The 18,693-nt window shown below is 59.8% G+C and carries 16 protein-coding genes and 4 pseudogenes; 7 read left to right on the forward strand and 13 right to left on the reverse strand.

Features of this window, described 5'->3' with window-relative positions:
- Positions 1-201: pseudogene (locus ACFPTO_RS18740) on the forward strand (IS6 family transposase); the annotation flags it as partial.
- A 50-nt stretch (positions 202-251) separates the two neighbouring features.
- Here the strand turns inward: ACFPTO_RS18740 and ACFPTO_RS18745 are convergent.
- From ACFPTO_RS18745 to ACFPTO_RS18755, 3 genes and pseudogenes are all read right to left on the reverse strand, one after another.
- Positions 252-362 (reverse strand): annotated as a pseudogene (locus tag ACFPTO_RS18745) (NAD-binding protein); the annotation flags it as partial.
- Between the two features lie 5 nt (positions 363-367).
- Positions 368-1,894: a CoA-acylating methylmalonate-semialdehyde dehydrogenase gene (locus ACFPTO_RS18750; protein ID WP_377713601.1), complete on the reverse strand. Its 1,527-nt coding sequence runs from the start codon at positions 1,892-1,894 to the stop codon at positions 368-370.
- 82 nt (positions 1,895-1,976) lie between these two features.
- The gene (locus ACFPTO_RS18755; protein ID WP_377713759.1) at positions 1,977-3,281 is read right to left on the reverse strand and encodes an MFS transporter; all 1,305 of its coding nucleotides are present in this window, start codon (positions 3,279-3,281) and stop codon (positions 1,977-1,979) included.
- Positions 3,282-3,433: 152 nt separating this feature from the next.
- On the opposite strand from ACFPTO_RS18755, the gene ACFPTO_RS18760 reads away from it, so the two are divergent.
- Both ACFPTO_RS18760 and ACFPTO_RS18765 read left to right on the forward strand, forming a co-directional pair.
- Entirely contained in the window at positions 3,434-3,640 is a 207-nt protein-coding gene (locus ACFPTO_RS18760; RefSeq protein ID WP_377713603.1) for a LysR family transcriptional regulator, read from the forward strand.
- 296 nt (positions 3,641-3,936) lie between these two features.
- On the forward strand, positions 3,937-4,407 hold the full coding sequence (locus ACFPTO_RS18765) for a DUF6789 family protein (protein WP_377713605.1): 471 nt from the start codon (positions 3,937-3,939) through the stop codon (positions 4,405-4,407).
- Between the two features lie 299 nt (positions 4,408-4,706).
- Here ACFPTO_RS18765 and ACFPTO_RS18770 read toward each other — a convergent pair whose 3' ends face one another.
- The 3 genes and pseudogenes from ACFPTO_RS18770 to ACFPTO_RS18780 form a co-directional block, all read right to left on the reverse strand.
- Entirely contained in the window at positions 4,707-5,252 is a 546-nt protein-coding gene (locus ACFPTO_RS18770; protein WP_377713607.1) for an acyloxyacyl hydrolase, read from the reverse strand.
- Between the two features lie 631 nt (positions 5,253-5,883).
- Positions 5,884-7,317, reverse strand: a complete 1,434-nt coding sequence (locus tag ACFPTO_RS18775; protein WP_377713609.1) for an outer membrane protein assembly factor BamB family protein — start codon at positions 7,315-7,317, stop codon at positions 5,884-5,886.
- A 250-nt stretch (positions 7,318-7,567) separates the two neighbouring features.
- A pseudogene (locus ACFPTO_RS18780) lies at positions 7,568-7,745 on the reverse strand (porin); the annotation flags it as partial.
- 598 nt (positions 7,746-8,343) lie between these two features.
- Between ACFPTO_RS18780 and ACFPTO_RS18785 the strand changes: the two are divergent.
- Positions 8,344-9,243, forward strand: coding sequence for a pirin family protein (locus ACFPTO_RS18785; RefSeq protein ID WP_377713610.1), 900 nt, complete (start codon positions 8,344-8,346; stop codon positions 9,241-9,243).
- Between the two features lie 18 nt (positions 9,244-9,261).
- Here ACFPTO_RS18785 and ACFPTO_RS18790 read toward each other — a convergent pair.
- Positions 9,262-9,366: pseudogene (locus tag ACFPTO_RS18790) on the reverse strand (LysR family transcriptional regulator); the annotation flags it as partial.
- 86 nt (positions 9,367-9,452) lie between these two features.
- On the opposite strand from ACFPTO_RS18790, the gene ACFPTO_RS18795 reads away from it, so the two are divergent.
- The gene (locus ACFPTO_RS18795; RefSeq protein WP_377713612.1) at positions 9,453-10,373 is read left to right on the forward strand and encodes a LysR family transcriptional regulator; all 921 of its coding nucleotides are present in this window, start codon (positions 9,453-9,455) and stop codon (positions 10,371-10,373) included.
- 103 nt (positions 10,374-10,476) lie between these two features.
- On the opposite strand, the gene ACFPTO_RS18800 is transcribed toward ACFPTO_RS18795, so the two are convergent.
- The 6 genes from ACFPTO_RS18800 to ACFPTO_RS18825 all read right to left on the reverse strand — a co-directional run bounded on the left by ACFPTO_RS18800 (position 10,477) and on the right by ACFPTO_RS18825 (position 16,896).
- Positions 10,477-11,982, reverse strand: a complete 1,506-nt coding sequence (locus ACFPTO_RS18800) for an alginate export family protein (RefSeq protein WP_377713613.1) — start codon at positions 11,980-11,982, stop codon at positions 10,477-10,479.
- Between the two features lie 92 nt (positions 11,983-12,074).
- The gene (locus ACFPTO_RS18805) at positions 12,075-12,770 is read right to left on the reverse strand and encodes a YoaK family protein (protein WP_377713615.1); all 696 of its coding nucleotides are present in this window, start codon (positions 12,768-12,770) and stop codon (positions 12,075-12,077) included.
- Entirely contained in the window at positions 12,767-13,681 is a 915-nt protein-coding gene (locus ACFPTO_RS18810; RefSeq protein ID WP_377713616.1) for a VOC family protein, read from the reverse strand. Before ACFPTO_RS18810 ends, ACFPTO_RS18805 begins: the two co-directional genes overlap by 4 nt.
- A gap of 64 nt (positions 13,682-13,745) precedes the next feature.
- Complete coding sequence (locus ACFPTO_RS18815) at positions 13,746-15,635, reverse strand: amidohydrolase (RefSeq protein WP_377713618.1); 1,890 nt, start codon at positions 15,633-15,635, stop codon at positions 13,746-13,748.
- Positions 15,636-15,663: 28 nt separating this feature from the next.
- Positions 15,664-15,831: a DUF1427 family protein gene (locus ACFPTO_RS18820; RefSeq protein ID WP_377713619.1), complete on the reverse strand. Its 168-nt coding sequence runs from the start codon at positions 15,829-15,831 to the stop codon at positions 15,664-15,666.
- Between the two features lie 378 nt (positions 15,832-16,209).
- Positions 16,210-16,896: a hydrolase gene (locus tag ACFPTO_RS18825; protein ID WP_377713621.1), complete on the reverse strand. Its 687-nt coding sequence runs from the start codon at positions 16,894-16,896 to the stop codon at positions 16,210-16,212.
- 281 nt (positions 16,897-17,177) lie between these two features.
- On the opposite strand from ACFPTO_RS18825, the gene ACFPTO_RS18830 reads away from it, so the two are divergent.
- Both ACFPTO_RS18830 and ACFPTO_RS18835 read left to right on the forward strand, forming a co-directional pair.
- Entirely contained in the window at positions 17,178-17,441 is a 264-nt protein-coding gene (locus ACFPTO_RS18830; RefSeq protein ID WP_377713622.1) for a XapX domain-containing protein, read from the forward strand.
- A 523-nt stretch (positions 17,442-17,964) separates the two neighbouring features.
- Positions 17,965-18,690 (forward strand): gluconate 2-dehydrogenase subunit 3 family protein, encoded by a 726-nt coding sequence (locus tag ACFPTO_RS18835; RefSeq protein ID WP_377713624.1) that lies wholly within the window; start codon positions 17,965-17,967, stop codon positions 18,688-18,690.
- The last annotated feature ends 3 nt before the right edge of the window (positions 18,691-18,693 follow it).

Consider the following 18,693-nt stretch of genomic DNA (forward strand, 5'->3'; position numbering starts at 1 on the left):
CGCAGGCGCGAGCGCCAGATGTGTGGTTTTCGCGACGCATTTCGCACACAGGCCTTTCTCTCATGTTTCGGACCGATCCGGCAGCACTTCGCATTGCCCAGACATCAGATGAACGCGGTATGTCATCGCACCATACTCAATAAACGCCTCGCCGTCTGGCATGGTTGGACCGTCGACTCTAAATCCGATCATGCCATCTGATCAGGATACCTACGTTTAGCCAGAAACATAGACTGTGCTCGTCAAGTTGACAAAGCCAGTGCCACACCGAGCGTCATGGCTTCGGAAACCCCTGCCATCGTGACACCAGGAATCAGGTTATTGCAGATCTTCGCTACCTGCCCCGTACCCACATCCCCACAACCGGTCAACGCAGGCTGATAGTGGTGTTGACGCCCTCGTTCACCGTTGCGTCGTCGAACCAGCGCGCGGTGACAGTCTTGGTCTGCGTGTAGAACTGCACAACCTGCTTGCCGTACGGGCCGAGATCGCCGAGCTTCGAACCGCGTGAACCGGTAAAGCTGAAGTACGGGACCGGCACAGGAATCGGAATATTGATGCCGACCTGGCCGATATCGATCTCGCTCTGGAATTTGCGAGCGGCCGCTCCGCTCTGCGTGAACAGGCCCACACCGTTACCGAACGGATTGCGGTTGACAAGCGCAATCGCCTCGTCAAGCGTAGCCACCTGGAGTACCACGAGCACCGGTCCGAAGATTTCGGTCTTGTAGATATCCATGTCGGTCGTGACATCCGAGAAGATCGTCGGCCCGATGAAGTTGCCGTCTTCGTATCCCTTGACAACCACGTCGCGGCCATCCAGCAGCAGCGTCGCGCCCTCCTTCACACCCGTTTCGATCAGGCCCAGCACACGTTGCCTTGCGGCCCGCGACACCACCGGCCCGATGTCCGTATTCGGTTCGCTGCCTGCATTGACTTTCAGCAGCTTCGCCTTTTCGACCAGTTCCGGCAGCCATTGCGCGGACGAACCGACTAGCACAACGACCGAGGTCGCCATGCAGCGCTGCCCCGCAGCGCCAAAACCCGCACCCGCCAACGCGTTGAGCGTGTGTTCGCGATTGGCGTCAGGCAGCACCACGGCGTGATTTTTTGCGCCCATCATCGACTGCACCCGCTTGCCGTGCTCACTGCCGAGGCGGTACACGTGCGTGCCCACTGCGGTCGAGCCGACGAAAGACACCGCCTTCACATGCTCGTGCGTGCAAAGTGCATCCACCACTTCCTTACCACCGTGCACGACGTTGAGCACGCCCTTCGGCACACCGGCCTGCAGCGCAAGCTCGACCAGCATCATGGTCGACAGCGGATCCTGTTCCGACGGCTTCAACACGAACGTGTTGCCGCACACGATCGCCATCGGAAACATCCACAGCGGAATCATCGCCGGGAAGTTGAACGGCGTGATGCCGGCGCAGACGCCGACCGGTTGGCGCAGCGTATACGTGTCGACGGCGCCCGCCACGTTCTCCGAAAATTCGCCCTGCTGAAGCGTTCCAATGGATGCCGCATGTTCCACCACCTCGAGGCCGCGGAAGACATCGCCTTCGGCATCGGGAATGGTTTTGCCCTGCTCCGCGCTTAGCGTTACCGCGATCCGTTGCAGGTTCTCCCGGATCAACGCCTGAAGCTTCAGCATGATCCGCATGCGGGTGCCGATCGGCGTCTTTTTCCAGGTGGCAAAGGCAGCGTGTGCCGACTGCACGGCCGCCTCGATCTCTTCCCGCGTCGCAAAAGGCACGTATGCCAATACCTCCTGCGTTGCAGGATTGGTGACCTCTCGCCATTCCGTTGTTCTGGAGTCGACGAACTCTCCGTTAATCAGCAGTTTTACCTTCTGAATACCTGCATTCAATTCTTTTGCGACTGCGTTCATGATTGACTCTCTTTGCGCTTCGGTGGCGAGACGGTGCCACCGATATTGACGAACAACTAAAGGGAAGCGGGAAATTCTGATGTCAGCGCGACGGCGTGCTGTGCGTGCCGACCCGCATGCAGAGGGTGCAGATAAACGCAATCACTCCCAAAGCGATCATGTAGGCGACAACGTAATGAGGACTACCGCCACCGGAGGCCAGCAGTGCCGTTGCAATCATCGGTGCGATTCCCCCACCCAGGACACCCGCTACCTGGACGGACACGGAAATGCCGCTGTACCGGATTTCGGCCGGAAATTGCACGGCAAAAAGCTGCGACTCGGGTGCATAGAGAATTGGAAACACGACGCCGACGCCGAGGACCATGGCCCACCAAACCGTCGTGTGGTCGCGCGTTTCGAGCATGGTGAAGAACGGCGCGGCGAACAGGCACATCAGCACCAGCCCGATCATGAATAGGCGCTTTTGTCCGATCTTGTCGCTCAGGTATCCGGCGAGTGGCATCGTGACAAGCGATAGCACGGCACCCGCCGTAATGGCGTGGAGAACGTCCGTTTTCGGGATCTTCAGCTGGTTCGCCGCGTAAGCAAGTGCAAAGGCAACGACCAGATAAAACCACGTGTTCTCCGCGGTACGCGCCCCGATGATCAGCAGCAGCGTGCGAGGGTACCGCCGGATCACGTCGACGACCGGCGCCTTTACAGGCGGCCCCTCACGCTTCATCCGCTCGAAGTCCGGCGATTCAGGAACCTTGGCCCGGATAACCCAGCCGACCACCAGCAGCACGACACTCGCGAGAAACGGAATGCGCCATCCCCACGCCAGCAGATCCGGTTCGGGCAACACGGCAACCGCCGCCATGGCCACCGAGGAAAGAATTAACCCGAAGCCCACACCCGCTTGCGGCAGGCTGCCGAAGAAGCCCTTCATGCCTGGCGGCGCATGCTCGACGGCCATCAATACCGCCCCGCCCCACTCACCGCCCACCGCCATGCCCTGCAGAAACCGCATCGCGACCAGCGCTGCCGCTGCCCAGTAGCCAATGCTCTGATATGAAGGGATCAGGCCAATGGCAATACTCGGCCCCCCCATCAGCAGCAATGTGGCCATCAGCATCGACTTTCGGCCAATACGATCGCCGAAATGACCAAACACGATGCCACCCATCGGCCGTCCGATAAATCCAACGCCATAGGTCCCGAAAGCGGCGAGAGTTCCGAGAATCGGATCCAGAGTTGGAAAGAAGACCTTGTTAAAGATGAGCGCGGCAGCCGTCCCATACAGAAAGAAGTCGTACCACTCGATGGTCGTGCCAGCCATGCTCGCCCAGCCAGCGAGCACGTAGTGCCTCACCGATTTGCGTGAAGCCGGCATGCTTGCGGGCATGCTCGACTCGGCGGAATGAAAGTCCATGAAGTCTCCATAATTGTTCGATGTACGTGCATCGATCTCGTTGGCGCCGGTCCTTCAAGCTCAGCGTGTGACCGAGTATAGTTTCTCGAATTTCCACGGGAAATGGACTTAAAAGCCCATCCGATATGCAAAAATCCACAAGCGATTTTCAGGGAGTCAATTGGGACGATCTGCGCTGCTTTCTCGCTTTGGCGCGAGCGCGCACGGCAAGTGCCGCCGCGAAGCGGCTTGATGTGGACCACACCATAATTGCTCGCCGCATTCGCGAACTCGAAGCGTCACTCGGCACGGTGCGATTCGAGAAATCACGATCGGGCGGATTACCGGTTTAATTCGGATATTTGACGATTAATCTGCCAGCGAGCATCCAGAAGAGAAGCGTCGTCCTTGAGCCTCACTCTGGTGCGATCAAGCAGCCACGGTCGCACGCACGTCGCTGACACCTCCGGCCCCGGTGGACCTGATCGAATACGCCGAGATGCTCCGCGGCACCAACGCAGCGTAGCAATTTAGCGAACCCCGCGAACCGCTTTCGCAATTCAGCGCCTCTATAGGGCAAGTGGAAGCCAGAAGCGCTTCCATCCCAACCCGGGATCGCCAGTCCCTAACCAGGAGGAACTTGAAAATCATGAACCGCTACATTCGCTCGATGACGGCTGGCTTTGTCGCCACGGCGGCACTGTCGCTGCTGATGCTGATGAAGGGGGCCATGGGTCTTATGCCCGCATTGAATCCGATCGCCATGCTCACCGACATGGCGCACGCGCAAATGGGAATGCCGGCCTCGCCGATGGTCGGCTGGGTGGCGCATTTCATGATCGGCACCGTCGCGTGGGGCATCCTGTTTGCGCTGCTGTTCGACAAGCTGCCTGGCCGCAGGGCGTCGGTCAAGGGTATGTCGTTCTCCGTGCTGGCCTGGCTGACGATGATGGTCGGGCCGATGCCGATGGCCGGTGCCGGCCTGTTCGGGTTGGCGCTGGGCATGATGGCACCCGTCATGGCCCTGGTGATGCACCTTATTTGGGGTGCCGTGCTGGGATATGGCTACGGCCGTTTTCAGTCGAATACGGGTGCCGGGCACTCTGCCATCTTCTCGTAAGCAGCAATTGCCGTAATAGCCGGAGGACAGTGGACCGGGGATCGGAAAAGGAATGACGGCCAAGGTTGCATCACCGCCGAGAAAGTCCTGATGACCTTGCCATCACGCCAACGATGAAAGCGCAGCCCTGGTTGCGCGTTCATCGTTCCAGGAGCCGGTCGGTTGGGCAACCGCCCGTAGCTGCAGCATCATGGATCAGCGCCGATGGCGCGATGGGATGCAGCAGAGCATCAGCCGCTGTGGAAACTGCCGGGATACTCCCCGATGAACAGGCTCTTCAAAGGTCAATTGAACGACAATCAGAAGTTGTATTGGAAATACACCTGGCTGAAGTTGGCGCCCGGATTGGGATGTTTGAGGCCAGCATTGGATACATGCTGAAATCGCAGCCCAACAAGGTAGTTTTGGTGTGCACCGCACTGCGCGCCGACGCCAACCATGTCGGCAAACTGAAACGATGAGGAGAATGTACGGTCATCCGTCTCGCGGACATGTGAAAGAAGGCGGACACCCACGCCGGCTTCGACATAGGGGCGAATCCACCCTGTAGAGCGGACGAATCGAAATACCGGTGTGGCGCCGAATTCCCAGATGGCTGGATTAACGGAATGACTTTCGCGAACGTTCCAGTAAGCCACGTGAACTTCAGGCACCACCGTGAAGTGCCAGGCTCCGATCTGCCACCACTGCAGGCCCGGGTCCCATGCGATTCCGAAATCGGTCTTCCTGACGTCATGGTCGGCGACACCTGCCGCGACCTGTACGCCGAATGTGTCGGCGGCCGCGTCTGCCGAAGCAAGCGAGAGCGCACAAAAGGCGGCGATTAATACGAGTGCGTCTTTCAACTTCTTTTCTCACGCAGTAGCGGGTGGCCCGTTAGCCTGTAGACGGATTGGCCGCGAGGGATTTGGCGACCGGATATCGCACAGTAGTCCGCGTGCCTTGCTGTTCCGAGGCGCCATTTCCGTTCACCGAATTGGCACTTTCCGCATTCGACCCGCAGGACGGCTTGACAGTGTAGGGTGAAGGATCGTCGATGAGTAGCAGGCAATATTGAAACAGTGCTTTTTCATCGACGAAACAGCGCTGTACTCACCACACCCCGATCTCGATATCGCACCCGGCAAGCCGGGCGCGAACCTCGGGCAATAACGCCTTCGCACATCGACATCATCCGGAAGACGGGCATCATCGGTTATGCGCCGAAGTTGACGCCTGCCCCGAAGCGTTCATAACATCTGCAGCGAAAGCCCGATTACCCGGTCAGGCCTTTACCGTGCAAATCGTGTGAGTCAAACCAGAAACCCCAATACAAATCCACCGTAGAAGTTATCCAGGAATCGGCCGGCCCGCTAAAACGTTGGGCCGGCCGATTTTCCGCTCTGCTAGCGAAGTCTCATCCTGTGTGCCAGATCTTTCTGGTAATCCGGTTCAGCATTCGAAAAATGTCACCGGCGAATTGGACTTCGTTCGACGCTACTGTTTTGCTACGGCAAATGCGTAAAACTTGTGCTTGTCTCCGGCATAAGGAAGTCCGAGGATCTTGGTGTGATACCCCGTTCCCCAATACACCGTTCCGTCGACGATCGCCGCACCGGCAACGACAGCACCGCCGCTCTCGAAGCTCCACTTGATTTCACCGGTGGCCGCATCGAGTGCATACATGTTCGCGCCGCTGCCTGCGAGCGAGCCCGCATAGACCACGCCGTTGGCCTCGGACATCGCAACGGTGTCCATCATCTGCTGCGGATCGGCCGTGCGCCAGAGCACTTTGCCCGTCGCCGCATCAACGGCCGCCCAGATTCCGCCCTTTGTCGTCGTCGTGCCCTTCGGTGAATCGACAGTGATGGATTCCTTGTTCAGGTTGCCAATCGACACATAAATCCGCTTGCCGTCGGCCGCGGTCCCCCACAACATCCCGCCGAGCAGACTGCCGGGGCCGACCTGGGCATGCCACACGACCTTGCCGCTCTTCGGATCGAGCGCCCAGTAGGCGCCGCTCTTCTGACCCGCGCCAACCAGCGTCCGCTTATGTCCGCTGATCGTCGTCGTGAACAGGTTGGGCCCCGAACCGAAATCGTAATCGGGGCCATCCTTGTGGTCGAAGTTCGTCGACATGTCGGCGGGCAGCGTGCGTGTGGCCCACGCGATTTTTCCGGTCTTCAGGTTGAGCGCCACGAAGCTGTCGATGTGATTATCGGGCGCATCCGTGGTGCAGTTCTCTTGTGTCGGATATCGGCAAACGCCTTCCGGGACCGAGAAGTTGTTGCCCGTCGTGACGTACAGCAGGCCTGTTTCGTGATCGATAGCGGGCGTGTTGCCCCAGACCGAACCGCCCGTATAGCCTTCGGGCACCATGTACGTTTTCCAGAGCAGCTTGCCGGTCGTTGCATCTAGCGCGACGACGCTGCCGCGGTAGTGCGGTGTTTCGTCCAGTGCCTCGGCCCGCGACGACATCCCGGCGTAGACGACACCATTGTCGACGACGGCCGAACTGGTGACGATGGCGGTCGGCTCCGTTTCAACCTGGGTGCGCCACAGCAGTGAACCGTCATCGGCCTTGACCGCGATGAGGTAGGCCCCGGTCTTGTTGTTGGCGATCTGCGTGCCCTGGCCGATCACCAGCATGCCTTTCCAATACGCGGGCGTGGTGCGCGATGCGTCATTTGGAATGCCGCTAAGATCGCTGACCTTCTTTTTCCACTTCACTTGCCCGGTCGCAGCATCGACAGCCCAAAGCGTGCCGCCAAAATCCGGAAAATAAACGACGCCATCGACCACCGCCGGCGTAGCGGACACGTTTCCATCCGTGTCGAGCGTCCAGCGCGGAGCGAGTTTCTCCACGTTGTTCAACCCGACCGCGCGCTCGCCCGATGCGCTGCGCGTGTTGTAGGCAGTCCGTCCTGCCATCGGCCAGTCGTTTGCACTTTGCGCCGAGGCGGGACCTGCTGCCATGACGCCGCCCATCAGCACGACTGCAGTAACAATGGATGGGTTTCTCCAGCGAAGCCACGAATGCCGCTGAGTGCCTTTTCTGCTGAGCTCGTTTTGCATTTTGCCTCTCCGTGAAGCGATTGATTGCTGACCGGTACAAAACCGATCCCCCAACAAACGCACCGACCCACTGCATCCTTCAAAGTATTCCTTGCGACCATGCCATTCAGACTACCTGGAAGCGGTCGAGCATACCGATCTGCACACCACGCACCGGCGCGCCGGGCCACGTCGGCGGCAAGCCGGTCACGTTCACCCCGCGCAATGTGAATCCCTTTCCCCGAACGGTCGCGCACATATGCGTAGCCGAGCGAAGCGTTAAAGGCCGACGTGAACGCGTAGCGCCATCATCACGGTCGCATCGAATCCGGCGATATGCGGCGACAGATACGTGATTGCATTGCTAACGTATGGCGTGATCCTGGAAAATGCTTACAGACCTTCCTCAACGAAGAATACACGAGCAACATAAATGCGGTGATAGGCATTCGTCGAACGCGGTGTTCGATAAAACAGAAATATGCATTGCAGTGAAAGATCTGAAATATCGCGTGCATCGTTTCACTGAAGCGAACCGCGTGTTTGTGCTTTTGAACCTTCTCAGCAGGTGAACGATCGAAATAACCTGCCGGACATAGACCAACCGAGTCGTTTCAATAAAGGAAGACGGGAAACGAATGATAACTTTGGGAAGATGTACATGGAGCAGCGCCCCTGAATGTCCGGAAACAAGTCACCCGCTTAAACCAACGGGTAGGCGTAAGACTGTGTTTTCGACCAATGCATGAGGCCACCCCAAAACAATCGAGGCGTCTGGCGAAGCGACTGTATTACCGCACCGCACTGTTGCAGCAGGCCTCCTTGTCTCAACCGTCGCTCGACTCTATCTTCTCCGCATCGAAGCGCTTGACGCTCGGCAATCAATGATTTCTGGAGATGGCCATGAAGAAAATCCTCGGTGTCCACAACGCGCCGCCGCAGCATTGGGTCGGTGATGGTTTCCCCGTGCGCTCGCTGTTCAGCTATCAGGACCTGGGCAAGGCGGCTCTTAGCCCGTTCCTGCTGCTCGACCACGCCGTACCGACCGAGTTCGGCCCAGCCGCCCATCCACGTGGCGTCGGCCAGCACCCGCACCGCGGTTTCGAAACCGTGACGATCGTGTACCAGGGAGAACTTGAGCACAAGGATTCGACCGGTGCCGGTGGCCTGATCGGCCCCGGCGATGTGCAGTGGATGACGGCCGGCGCCGGCATCCTCCATGAGGAATTCCATTCCCACGCGTTCACAAAGCGCGGCGGCACCATCGAAATGGTCCAGCTGTGGGTGAATCTGCCGGCCGTAGACAAGATGAGCGCCCCCGGCTACCAGACCCTGCTCAATGCGGATATCCCGTCGGTGGCGTTGCCGGAGCAAGCAGGCCAGCTGCGCGTGATCGCGGGCGAATTCGCTGGCAGCCTCGGCCCCTCGCATACGTTCACGCCGATCGACGTGTGGGACATTCGCCTGAACGCGGGCCATACGGTCCGGTTCGAAGCGCACGACGGTCACACGCTTGCGCTCGTGATATTGCGCGGCACGGTCAAGATCAACGGGGAGACAGTCGCGCGCGATGGGCAGCTTGTCCATTTCGATCGCACTGGCACCGTGGTCGAGATCGAGGCAGACGGCGAGGCAGGCGTGCTGTGGTTGTCCGGCGAGCCGATCGACGAGCCCGTGGTCGCTTATGGTCCGTTCGTGATGAACAGCGAGCGGCAGATTCACGAGGCGATGGCCGATTTCAATAGCGGCCGCTTCGGCGAACTCACTGGCGCGAGGGATGGTGGCTACACGCGCCGCAATTGAGCAGATCGGCTCGCACCGCTCTACGCGAATGCGCTCCACCCAATAGTCGCTTAGCAGACGCACGTTCGGTAGCAGGCCCCGGCGCGACGGGAATACGGCATGAATGATGCCGCCCGCCGGGGCTCATGCAAATCTTCAGCATCGCGATACCATGAGAACCCTCTTCAAGTAACATCGAAAAAACGAAATAGCATTAATTCTATTTTTATATGCAAACACTCCCTGACCTTGAAGCGTGGGCAATCTTCGCGCGCGTTGTCGAAGCCGGTTCTTTCGCCAAAGCCGCAGACTCGCTTGGCATCTCCCAGCCAACGGTATCAAAAGCCATTTCCCGTCTCGAGCGCCGGCTTGGCACGGCACTCCTCTACCGCAGCTCGCGCCAGCTTTCTCTGACGCCAACGGGTGAACTTGCCCGAGCACGGGCCCTGCGCATCCTGACCGAAGGCGAAACTGTGGAAGCCGAGGCGTCCGCGCAAGCGATACAGCCGCGAGGCATGGTGCGCATTACCGCGCCGATGTCATTTGGAATCCGGTATCTGGCACCGCTGATCCCCACGTTCCTTGACCGCTATCCAGAAGTGAATGTCGACCTCTCCCTGACCGATCAGATTGTCGATGTGATGGCCGGCGGCTTCGACGTAGCCATCCGCATCGCGGAGCTTGGCGATTCGTCTTTGCGCTCACGCCGGCTCTGCGTCGTTAATCGACCGCTGGTAGCCGCCCCGGAGTATCTCGAACGTAGCGGACGACCCGTACATCCACGAGACCTCGCACAACACGAGTGTCTTATCTATACGAATCTGCCCACGCCCGAGTCATGGCAATTCCGGCATGTATCCGGCGAGGAATGTTGCGTAGCGATAAAGGGCAGAATTCGTAGCAACAACGCGGACGTGATCGGTCCAGCACTTCTGGCGGCCCAGGGCCTCGCCTTACAACCTGAATTTCTTGTATGGGACGCGATCAAACAGGGGCAACTGATCGATGTGTTTCCAGACTGGAGGATCAGTCAAATTAACGTGAATCTCGTGACTCCGCCGAACATCCTGCGCCCAGCACGGGTCACCGCGTTACTGAATTATCTGGCGGAGTGCCTCGCGGCGGCGCCATGGGCTCACGTTGACGCGTGACGACCACCTGGCGCCCGTGTCGGGAAGTTTGCACAATCTCGATCTGCACGTCCAATGCCCCGCCAGGAAAATAGCTCTGCCAATGCTCATGCGCTTGCGGGGCTTACCATCCATATTTCAGTTCGAATCCGGCGTAGTCGGCGTTGTGCCCGCCCGCCTGGCGGATCGCGTTGCCCACCTGGAAGTGCACGGCTTCGACCGATCCGATCAGGTTTGCCGCAATCGTCCAGTCCGCACGCAACTGCACGTACATCCCGGTCCACAGACTGCCCTTGCCAGCGGTACCCGGCACGGCCTGATTCGCCTGCTGATAGACGGCGTCGCCGGTCGTCTCGCGCCACTGAAAACCCAGCGCGCCGAGTAGCGCGAGATTCGCCGTCGGCTTGAGTGTGATGGACGGCTTGATGTGAACAAGATTCGAATAGCCGGTGTAGCCTGCGAGCGTGAAATAATAGCCGTTCGAAAACAATGAGTTGAACGTCTCCACACGACCATCGTGCGGATGGCGGTCGCCCGAAGCCGCGTCGATCTGCAGCGCGACGTGTGGCGACCACGGCAGGTCGAGCGTGTAGCCCGCAATCGAACCCATTGCCCACGCAAGGATTGTGTTGCCGCCCACGGTCCCTGTCTGAAGCATGCCCTCGACGTCCCAGTCGAAGCGATCACGCGTACCGGAATAGCGCATGTCCCAGACGTCGCGGCGCTCGACGCCATTCGCATCGAGAAACCTTGCATTGCTACGGTTGTAGCGCGACCAGTAGCCCGACAAATCGCCCGGTCCCACCGACTGGCGCTCGAAACGCACTCCGCTGAACGTCAGATCGCGGTTCGACACGTCGTCGAACGCCGTTTCATCGCGGTTCTGCACAGGCTGTGTGGCGTAGGCGATGAAGCGCCACTTCTGGTATTCATAGTCTGCCCAGATTGCGTCATACGCCTGACGCACATTCGGCCCGTCGCGCACGGAAATGAAGCGCTGCAGATCGAATGCCATTTGCTGGCGGCCAACGCGAAACTTGAATGTGCCGCTGCCGAGCGTGCCCGTATAGGTCACGAATGCCTGCTCCAGATCGAGCGGATTCTTGTCCACCGGCGTGACCATGTTCTTGCCAAACGCGCGTGCATCCTGGAGTTGCACGAAGAACTGCCAATGCTCGGCGAGATGCGCGTCTGCATGGACTTCGATGCGCTGGATCAAATATGTGTCCGACTGCGCGGTGCCGATTCCGAACAACGGCGCATTGTTGGTTTCGACGCGTTCGCGCAGATTCACACCCAGAGACAACCAGGAAGCACGGTCCTCGCCGAGGGGGACGTACTTCAGACCGTCCAGCGGCTCGCGGGGAACGCAGGGATCCGCAAGAACCGACCAGTCTTCCTGCCAGCGATTGAACAGCACGGCAGGGCGTTTGACATCGCACACGGATATCGATGTCTCCGTGCCCGCCGAAGCACCTGCACCCGTATCGTCCGCGAGGTTCATCGCTGCTGCGGGTGGTGGAACCGTATCCGCGCGTGCGACGTCAGTCCCTGCCAGCAGCACACCGGCGATAGCAGTAACGCTCGCCGCTTTTTCGAATCGGCGCCCGTACCTCGTCGTTGACGCCATGATTTCCTCTGCCGTTGTGGGTACGTGGTTATATTTGTCCGTCATTTCGTGCGGCTAATGAAATCGGGGCGGCTCCTCCCAGCCCCGCAAAATCATGCGCGCCGCGGTGAGGTCGCGCGATCGTGCTCTCCGGTCATCAGCACCAGCCCCAGGAGTGCGCAGGCAGGTGCGAGCAACGCCCAGAAGCCCAGGTAACGCAGACTCAGCGCGCCTGCGACCGCGCCCGTTGCGAACGCAACGATAGCTGGCATCATGCTGGCGAATCGCGCGCGTGCCGCCGCGCGCACACCGGCCTCCGTGCCCGTGGACAGCAGGTCGACTGCGTCCAGGATCGCCTGTGTGACGTTGCCCGTCATCACCGTATTCGGCACGCCGGGGCGCTGGATCAAACGCGGATGCGCGTTCTGCACGCCCATCGCGATCGCCCCGACCATGCCCGCCATCATCGCCGGCAGACTGTCGGGCTGGCTGATCGGCGTCGCCCAGACACCGGCGAAACAAAAGCCGAACATGAGCACCGCCTGTACCGCATGCAGCACGCGCGCACCCTGGCGTGCATGCCGCTCCGACAGCGACCGCACGAGCAAACTGCTGAGAACGACTCCGACGATGAAAGCAGGAAACACCATCAGTTTGAGCAGAACGCCCCGGCCGAAACCTGCAACGCCAGCGCCAATCAGCACGAAGTTACCCGTCACGTGCGCGGTGAACAGTCCGAACAATGCAACGAAGCTCAGCGTATCGACAAAACCGGCAATGGCGGCAAGGACGGTGTCCTCGGATTTCATTTCGCCATGCCAGCGTGGATTTCAGCGATGTAACCACCCGGGAACCGGACAATCGCGGCTTCGCGTCCGTCCGATGTGAACGGCGGCACCAGTACGCTCACGCCGGCAGCCTTCGCCTTCTGCAGCGTCTCGTCCAGATTCGATACTTCGTAGCCTGTCGTTTCCCGCCCGAACGGGTACGGCAGATGGCCATCCGTCACGAGAACGGTCATCTTGCCGAAGCCCGATTCGATTCGAATGCGGCGATAGGTATCGCTCGGCCGCCCGATTTCGATGCCGGGTGCGGCGGGCACATCCGAGACCACCTTGCCGTGTGAAAACTTGACGAAATCGTGAACCAGCTTGTGCAGGTTTTGCGGTGAAACGTAGACGCGGTTCTCGGGAACGGTCTGAAGCGCATCGTAGTGCGGCGCCTGGGTATGCCAGTAGAGCTGCATATTCATGCCGCCCGGCCACTGGATAATCGCGTCGCGGCCGATCGGGTCCGGAAACGGATCAACGATCACGTCCGCGCCATTCGCACGCGCCGCTTTCACGGCTGCGTCCATGTCCGTGACGAGGTAACCCGTACGTTCCGTTCCGAACGGGTACGGTATGGGCGTCTTGAAGCCAAACACGGAAATCGTGCCCACCGGCGTGAACACGAGTTGCGACATCGTCTGACTCGGCGTGGGCGTAACCTGGAAGACACCCTGCTTCGATTTGCTGCCGCCGAACGTCGCGACAACACTGTCGGTGAAGCGGTCATAATCCTCTGGCGAGACGTACACATGCGTCGTGTCGTATTGCGGCCCCACGGCAACGGATGGCGTCCCGGCTGCGATCGCCGGCGGCTTCGCGAACGCCACCGGCACGGCAGCGAGTCCGCCCGCGATCATCGCGGCAACCCATGCCGCGCGAATTGTCTTCATAACTGAATTCCCTTGTTGATTCATCGTACTGTTTGGTCGATCGGGCACGGCCATCGCCGCCATATCAGATTGCCCAGCAGGAGCAGCCCAACGCCCCCCAGAAACCATTCACGTCCGACGTCGGCAATGCACTACTCCACGCACCCGCATGTGCGTGACCATGCACATTGCACGCGCTTGCGCATCCGCACATCGCCGCCGCAGCGGCACGCTGCAACGGCGCGCCGTTGCGCTGCGTCGCGCCCCAGCCGCCGTAGCCGCCATACTGTCGCACCGGCGACCAGTCGGGCATCGCAGGCGGAATCGGTGCGTCGTATTGCGAGAACGGGCCGGCACCCCAGACGATTCTTCCGCCAACGACCGTCAGCAATGCGGTTGTGTCTGCAATATCGTCCTCGGGACACGAAAAGAAGTCGCGGTCCGGCACGATCAGATCGGCTAGCTGCCCGACCGCAATGCGCCCCTTCTTGCCTTCTTCGTTCGAGAACCAGGTCACGTACTCCGTCCACATGCGCAGCGCCGTCTCGCGGTCGAGCAGATTACGTTGCGGATACATCCGCATTCCGCCGACCGTCTTGCCGCTCACCAGCCACGCAAGCGACACCCACGGGTTATACGAAGCCACACGCGTCGCATCGGTGCCCGCGGAGACCTTCAACCCCTTTTCCAGCATCTTCGCGACAGGCGGTGTCGCTTCCGCCGCGACCGCACCATATCGCTCGACGAAGTATTCGCCCTGATACGCCATCCGGTGCTGAACCGCGATGCCGCCGCCGAGCGCCGCGATGCGGTCCATCGAACGTTCGGAGACAGTCTCCGCGTGATCGAAGAACCAGTTGATGCCGTCGAGCGGAACGTCCTTGTTGACCGTTTCGAATACATCGAGTGCGCGACTGATGGTTTCGTCGTAGGTGGCGTGCAACCGCCAGGGCCAGCGATTCTGCGCGAGCACGCGCACCACGCCTTCGAGTTCGCCCTCCATCTCCGGCGACAGATCCGGGCGCGCAACACGGAAGTCCTCGAAGTCGGCCGCGGAAAACACGAGCATTTCACCGGCGCCGTTATGGCGGAAGTAATCCGTGCCATCGTGATACTTGACCGTGCGGGTCCAGTTCACGAAGTCCTCTTTCTCTGCCTTCGGTTTTTGGGTGAACAGGTTGTACGCGACACGCACAGTCATCTCGCCCGCCTCGTGCAGCTTGCTGATGACCTCGTAATCCTCCGGATAATTCTGCGAACCGCCTCCCGCGTCGATCGCGCCGGTTACGCCCAGCCGGTTGAGTTCACGCATGAAATGCCGGGTCGAATTGTATTGATACTCCAGCGGCAGCCTGGGGCCTTTCGCAAGCGTCGCATACAGGAGCGCGGCATTCGGATTAGCCAGCAGCAGGCCCGTGGGATTGCCCGCCGCATCGCGCAGAATCTTGCCGCCCGGCGGCTCCGGTGTGTCCTTCGTGTAGCCGACGACGCGCAGCGCGGCAGCGTTGAGCAGCGCACGGTCGTAAAGATGGAGGATGAACACGGGTGTATCGGGCGCGACCGCGTTGAGTTCCTCGATTGTCGGCAGGCGTTTTTCCGCGAACTGGTGCTCGGTGAAGCCACCGACCACGCGCACCCATTGCGGCGCAGGCGTGATCGCCACCTGCTGCTTGAGCATTTCCATGGCGACGGCGAGCGAGCGCACGCCATCCCAACGCAACTCCATGTTGTAGTTGAGGCCGCCACGAATCAGATGCAGGTGATTGTCGATCAGGCCGGGCAACGCAGGACGACCACCGAGATCGATGCGCTTCGTCGCGCCGCCCGCGAGCGGCACGATATCGGCATCGCTGCCGACGGCGACGAAGCGGCCATCGGCAATCGCCACTGCAGTGGCACCCGGATTCGAGCGGTCCAATGTGGTGAACCGTCCGTTATACAGAATGAGATCGGGTTGGGCTGCGATTGTACTCATGGGGGTGTCCTCGCTTCGCTCATTTCGTTTAAAGACCGACCAACGGCTTGAGACTCGGAATAGCCTGCACGCCGATCAACATGCCGAGCAGGCCAATGAGGGCAACCAGTGGCGGCGCGGGCGAGCGGACCTTCAAGGCGCTGTAGATCACGCCTATCAGCACGCCCGCACCAAGCGATACCAGATACGATTTCATACGATCATTCCCTCCGGGGAAGCTGGAAAACGGGTCATTGCATCCCTGCTCGCTCAACCTGCATCTTGATTCGATCCGTAATTGCTTAATTTTGCAGTGCTACGTGATTGGGAAAATGCCTAGCCATTTGATGCTTATGTTGTCGACGTGCCGATCTTCTCAACCGGAAATCGTGACCTGTATTAGGGCGGCGCTGCCGCAACGCGTGTCGCGGCATCACAAGCGAATGCCTTGCACGGCATCCGGCCGGTGCGCCTCGCGCAACGTCGAGGTGCCCGTCACGAAACGGCAGACAGTCTCAGCCGACGCAACGCCTTCGCCAGGAAAACGCCGAATCGGCTATCGACAAATCAACCTCGGAAATCGCCGTGAGCGCAATCAGATCGCCGGCACGGCGGGAAGCGCCTCGTGCGATGTGGCGGCACGCTGCGGGGCTTTGTGGACCATCGTGTAGGCATAGTCGATTCCCATGCCATAGGCGCCCGAGTGCTCCTTCGCGATTGCCATGACCGCATCGTAGGTTTCCCTGCGTGCCCAGTCGCGCTGCCATTCGAGCATGACCTGCTGCCAGGTGACGGGTACGACCCCCGCCTGGATCATGCGCTGCATCGCATAGTCATGCGCTTCTTTCGATGTACCGCCCGACGCATCGGCCACCATGTAGATCTCGTAGCCGCCCTCCAGCATTGCGCACAGGGCAAACGTGTTATTGCAGACCTCCGTCCAGAGGCCCGACACGACCACCTTCTTGCGGCCGTTCGCAGCAAGCGCGTCGCGTACCTTCTGGTCGTCCCACGAGTTCATCGACGTACGCTCAAGCAGTTTCTGGCCCGGGAATACGTCAAGCACTTCGGGATAGCTGAACCCGGAGAAACTCTCCGTCTCGACCGTCGTGATCGTAGTGGGGATATCAAACGCCCTGGCCGCCTTGGCCAGCGCGACGACGTTGTTTTTCAGCGTTTGCCGGTCGATTGACTGCACGCCAAAGGCCATCTGCGGCTGCTGATCGATGATGATCAGTTGGCTGTTTTGCGGAGTGAGTACTTCAAGCTTCGGATTGCTCATGACGAATATTTCCTTTGATCCGCAGATAGAGGTATGCCGTCACTCCGGAGTAACCGGAATGAGTCGAGTGGGTAATACGCCGGGAATTGCGTCCTCCAGCCGTAGTCATTTAACACGCAAATTCAAAAAATGAACATCGAACAAATGGAATTCAAGCGATGCCTGGATTTGCATGTTTAAACGGATGTTTGCCCTTTTTTTATTCCGTCAAACCCGATACGCTTCCAGAACATTCACAGTGTTCTGTCTGTCGCCGGTCGACCGTTAATGGAACCCGCATCATGAAACCTTATGTCTATTCACTGCTCACTGGCATACTGGCCGGTGTGGTCTACCATACGATCGGCGTTAATTCCCCTGCTCCGCCCACCATTGCGCTGGCCGGCCTGCTCGGCATGCTGGCTGGCGAGCAGATCCTTCCCGTCGCGCGCCGTATGATGTCCGGTATCAAGCTGAAAGCAGCATGGCGCGAAGCGAAATGCAGTCAGCACATGTTCGGTTCTCTGCCGTGCGCCAAGCTGCCGGATGGATCCGCAAAAGACTAGCGACGATCCTGATGCACCATCGCCGGTAGATGGATGAACAACCTTGAATTCTTTCAATACCTGCCGTTGTTGAATGATGGCCCTGCGCAACGCGCATGTGACCACCTTCCAACAACGTGGCAAAGCCTATACCCTTGCACATACTGTTATGTGCCGCCCCAAGGGTACTCGTCCGGCAAGCTTCGAAGCACGTCTCTTCGACCATGGCTAAACTCCAGGGCACGGTCGACACGGTTTGATCTGTTGAACTCACGATAGCTTCTCTGCCGATCAGCAACCGGGATGCCGTATGCATTTCTGCTTGCCGATGAGTTTCTTTGCGAGCGAAAACCGCGCTGAAACAGCAAACAGCTCGCCTTGTCGAAGTCATCCCGCATACCCGATACCGACGCCACGTGCACATGGAAACCGACAAACTTAAATTCCTGCTGCACAATGACGTCGCGCAAAGCGACGTCGCACATGCGCCGCGACCGGCGCCGAATGCTCCTGCTCCCCCGATCACAACAGGAGGACACGCTCCATGTCCGATCAACCTGACGTCAGCCGGCGCCGTTTCCTTCGCTCCTCCGTGGCCATCGTGCCGGTCGCCTCGCTGGCGGCTTGCGAACCGCGCTCATCCACCTCGTCCGAAGCGTCGCCGTCAGGCGCATCGGCCGCCGTGGCGGCTACGCCATACAAGCCGAAGTTCTTCGACACGAACGAATGGCGCTTCATCAACGCAGCCGTGGATCGCCTGATTCCACACGACGACGAAGGTCCCGGCGCGCTGGATCTCGGTGTGCCCGAGTTCATCGACCGGCAGATGGACACGCCCTACGCGCACGGCGCGACCTGGTACATGCAAGGCCCGTTTCAGCAGGGTGCACCTGAACTCGGCTATCAACTGAAGCTCGTACCGCGTGATATCTACAGGCTCGGCATCGCCAGTGTCGATCGCTATTGCATCAAGGCGCACGGCGAACCGTTCGCCGCGCTCAATGACGCCACGCGCGACACGGTGCTCGCCTCGCTGGAATCGGGTCAGGCCGACCTCGGCGACGTGCCGGCCGCTGCATTCTTCGGGCAGTTGCTTCAAAACACGCGCGAAGGCTATTTCTGCGACCCGGTGCACGGCGGCAACCGTGGCATGGGCGCGTGGAAGATGATCGGTTTTCCCGGCGCGCGCGCCGATTTCATGGACTTCGTGAACCAGAACGGCCAGGCCTACCCGTATGGCCCGGTTTCCATCAACGGGGAGCGCACCTGAGCA

The organism is Paraburkholderia denitrificans, from assembly GCF_042655705.1.
GTDB classification, from domain to species: Bacteria; Pseudomonadota; Gammaproteobacteria; order Burkholderiales; family Burkholderiaceae; genus Paraburkholderia; species Paraburkholderia denitrificans.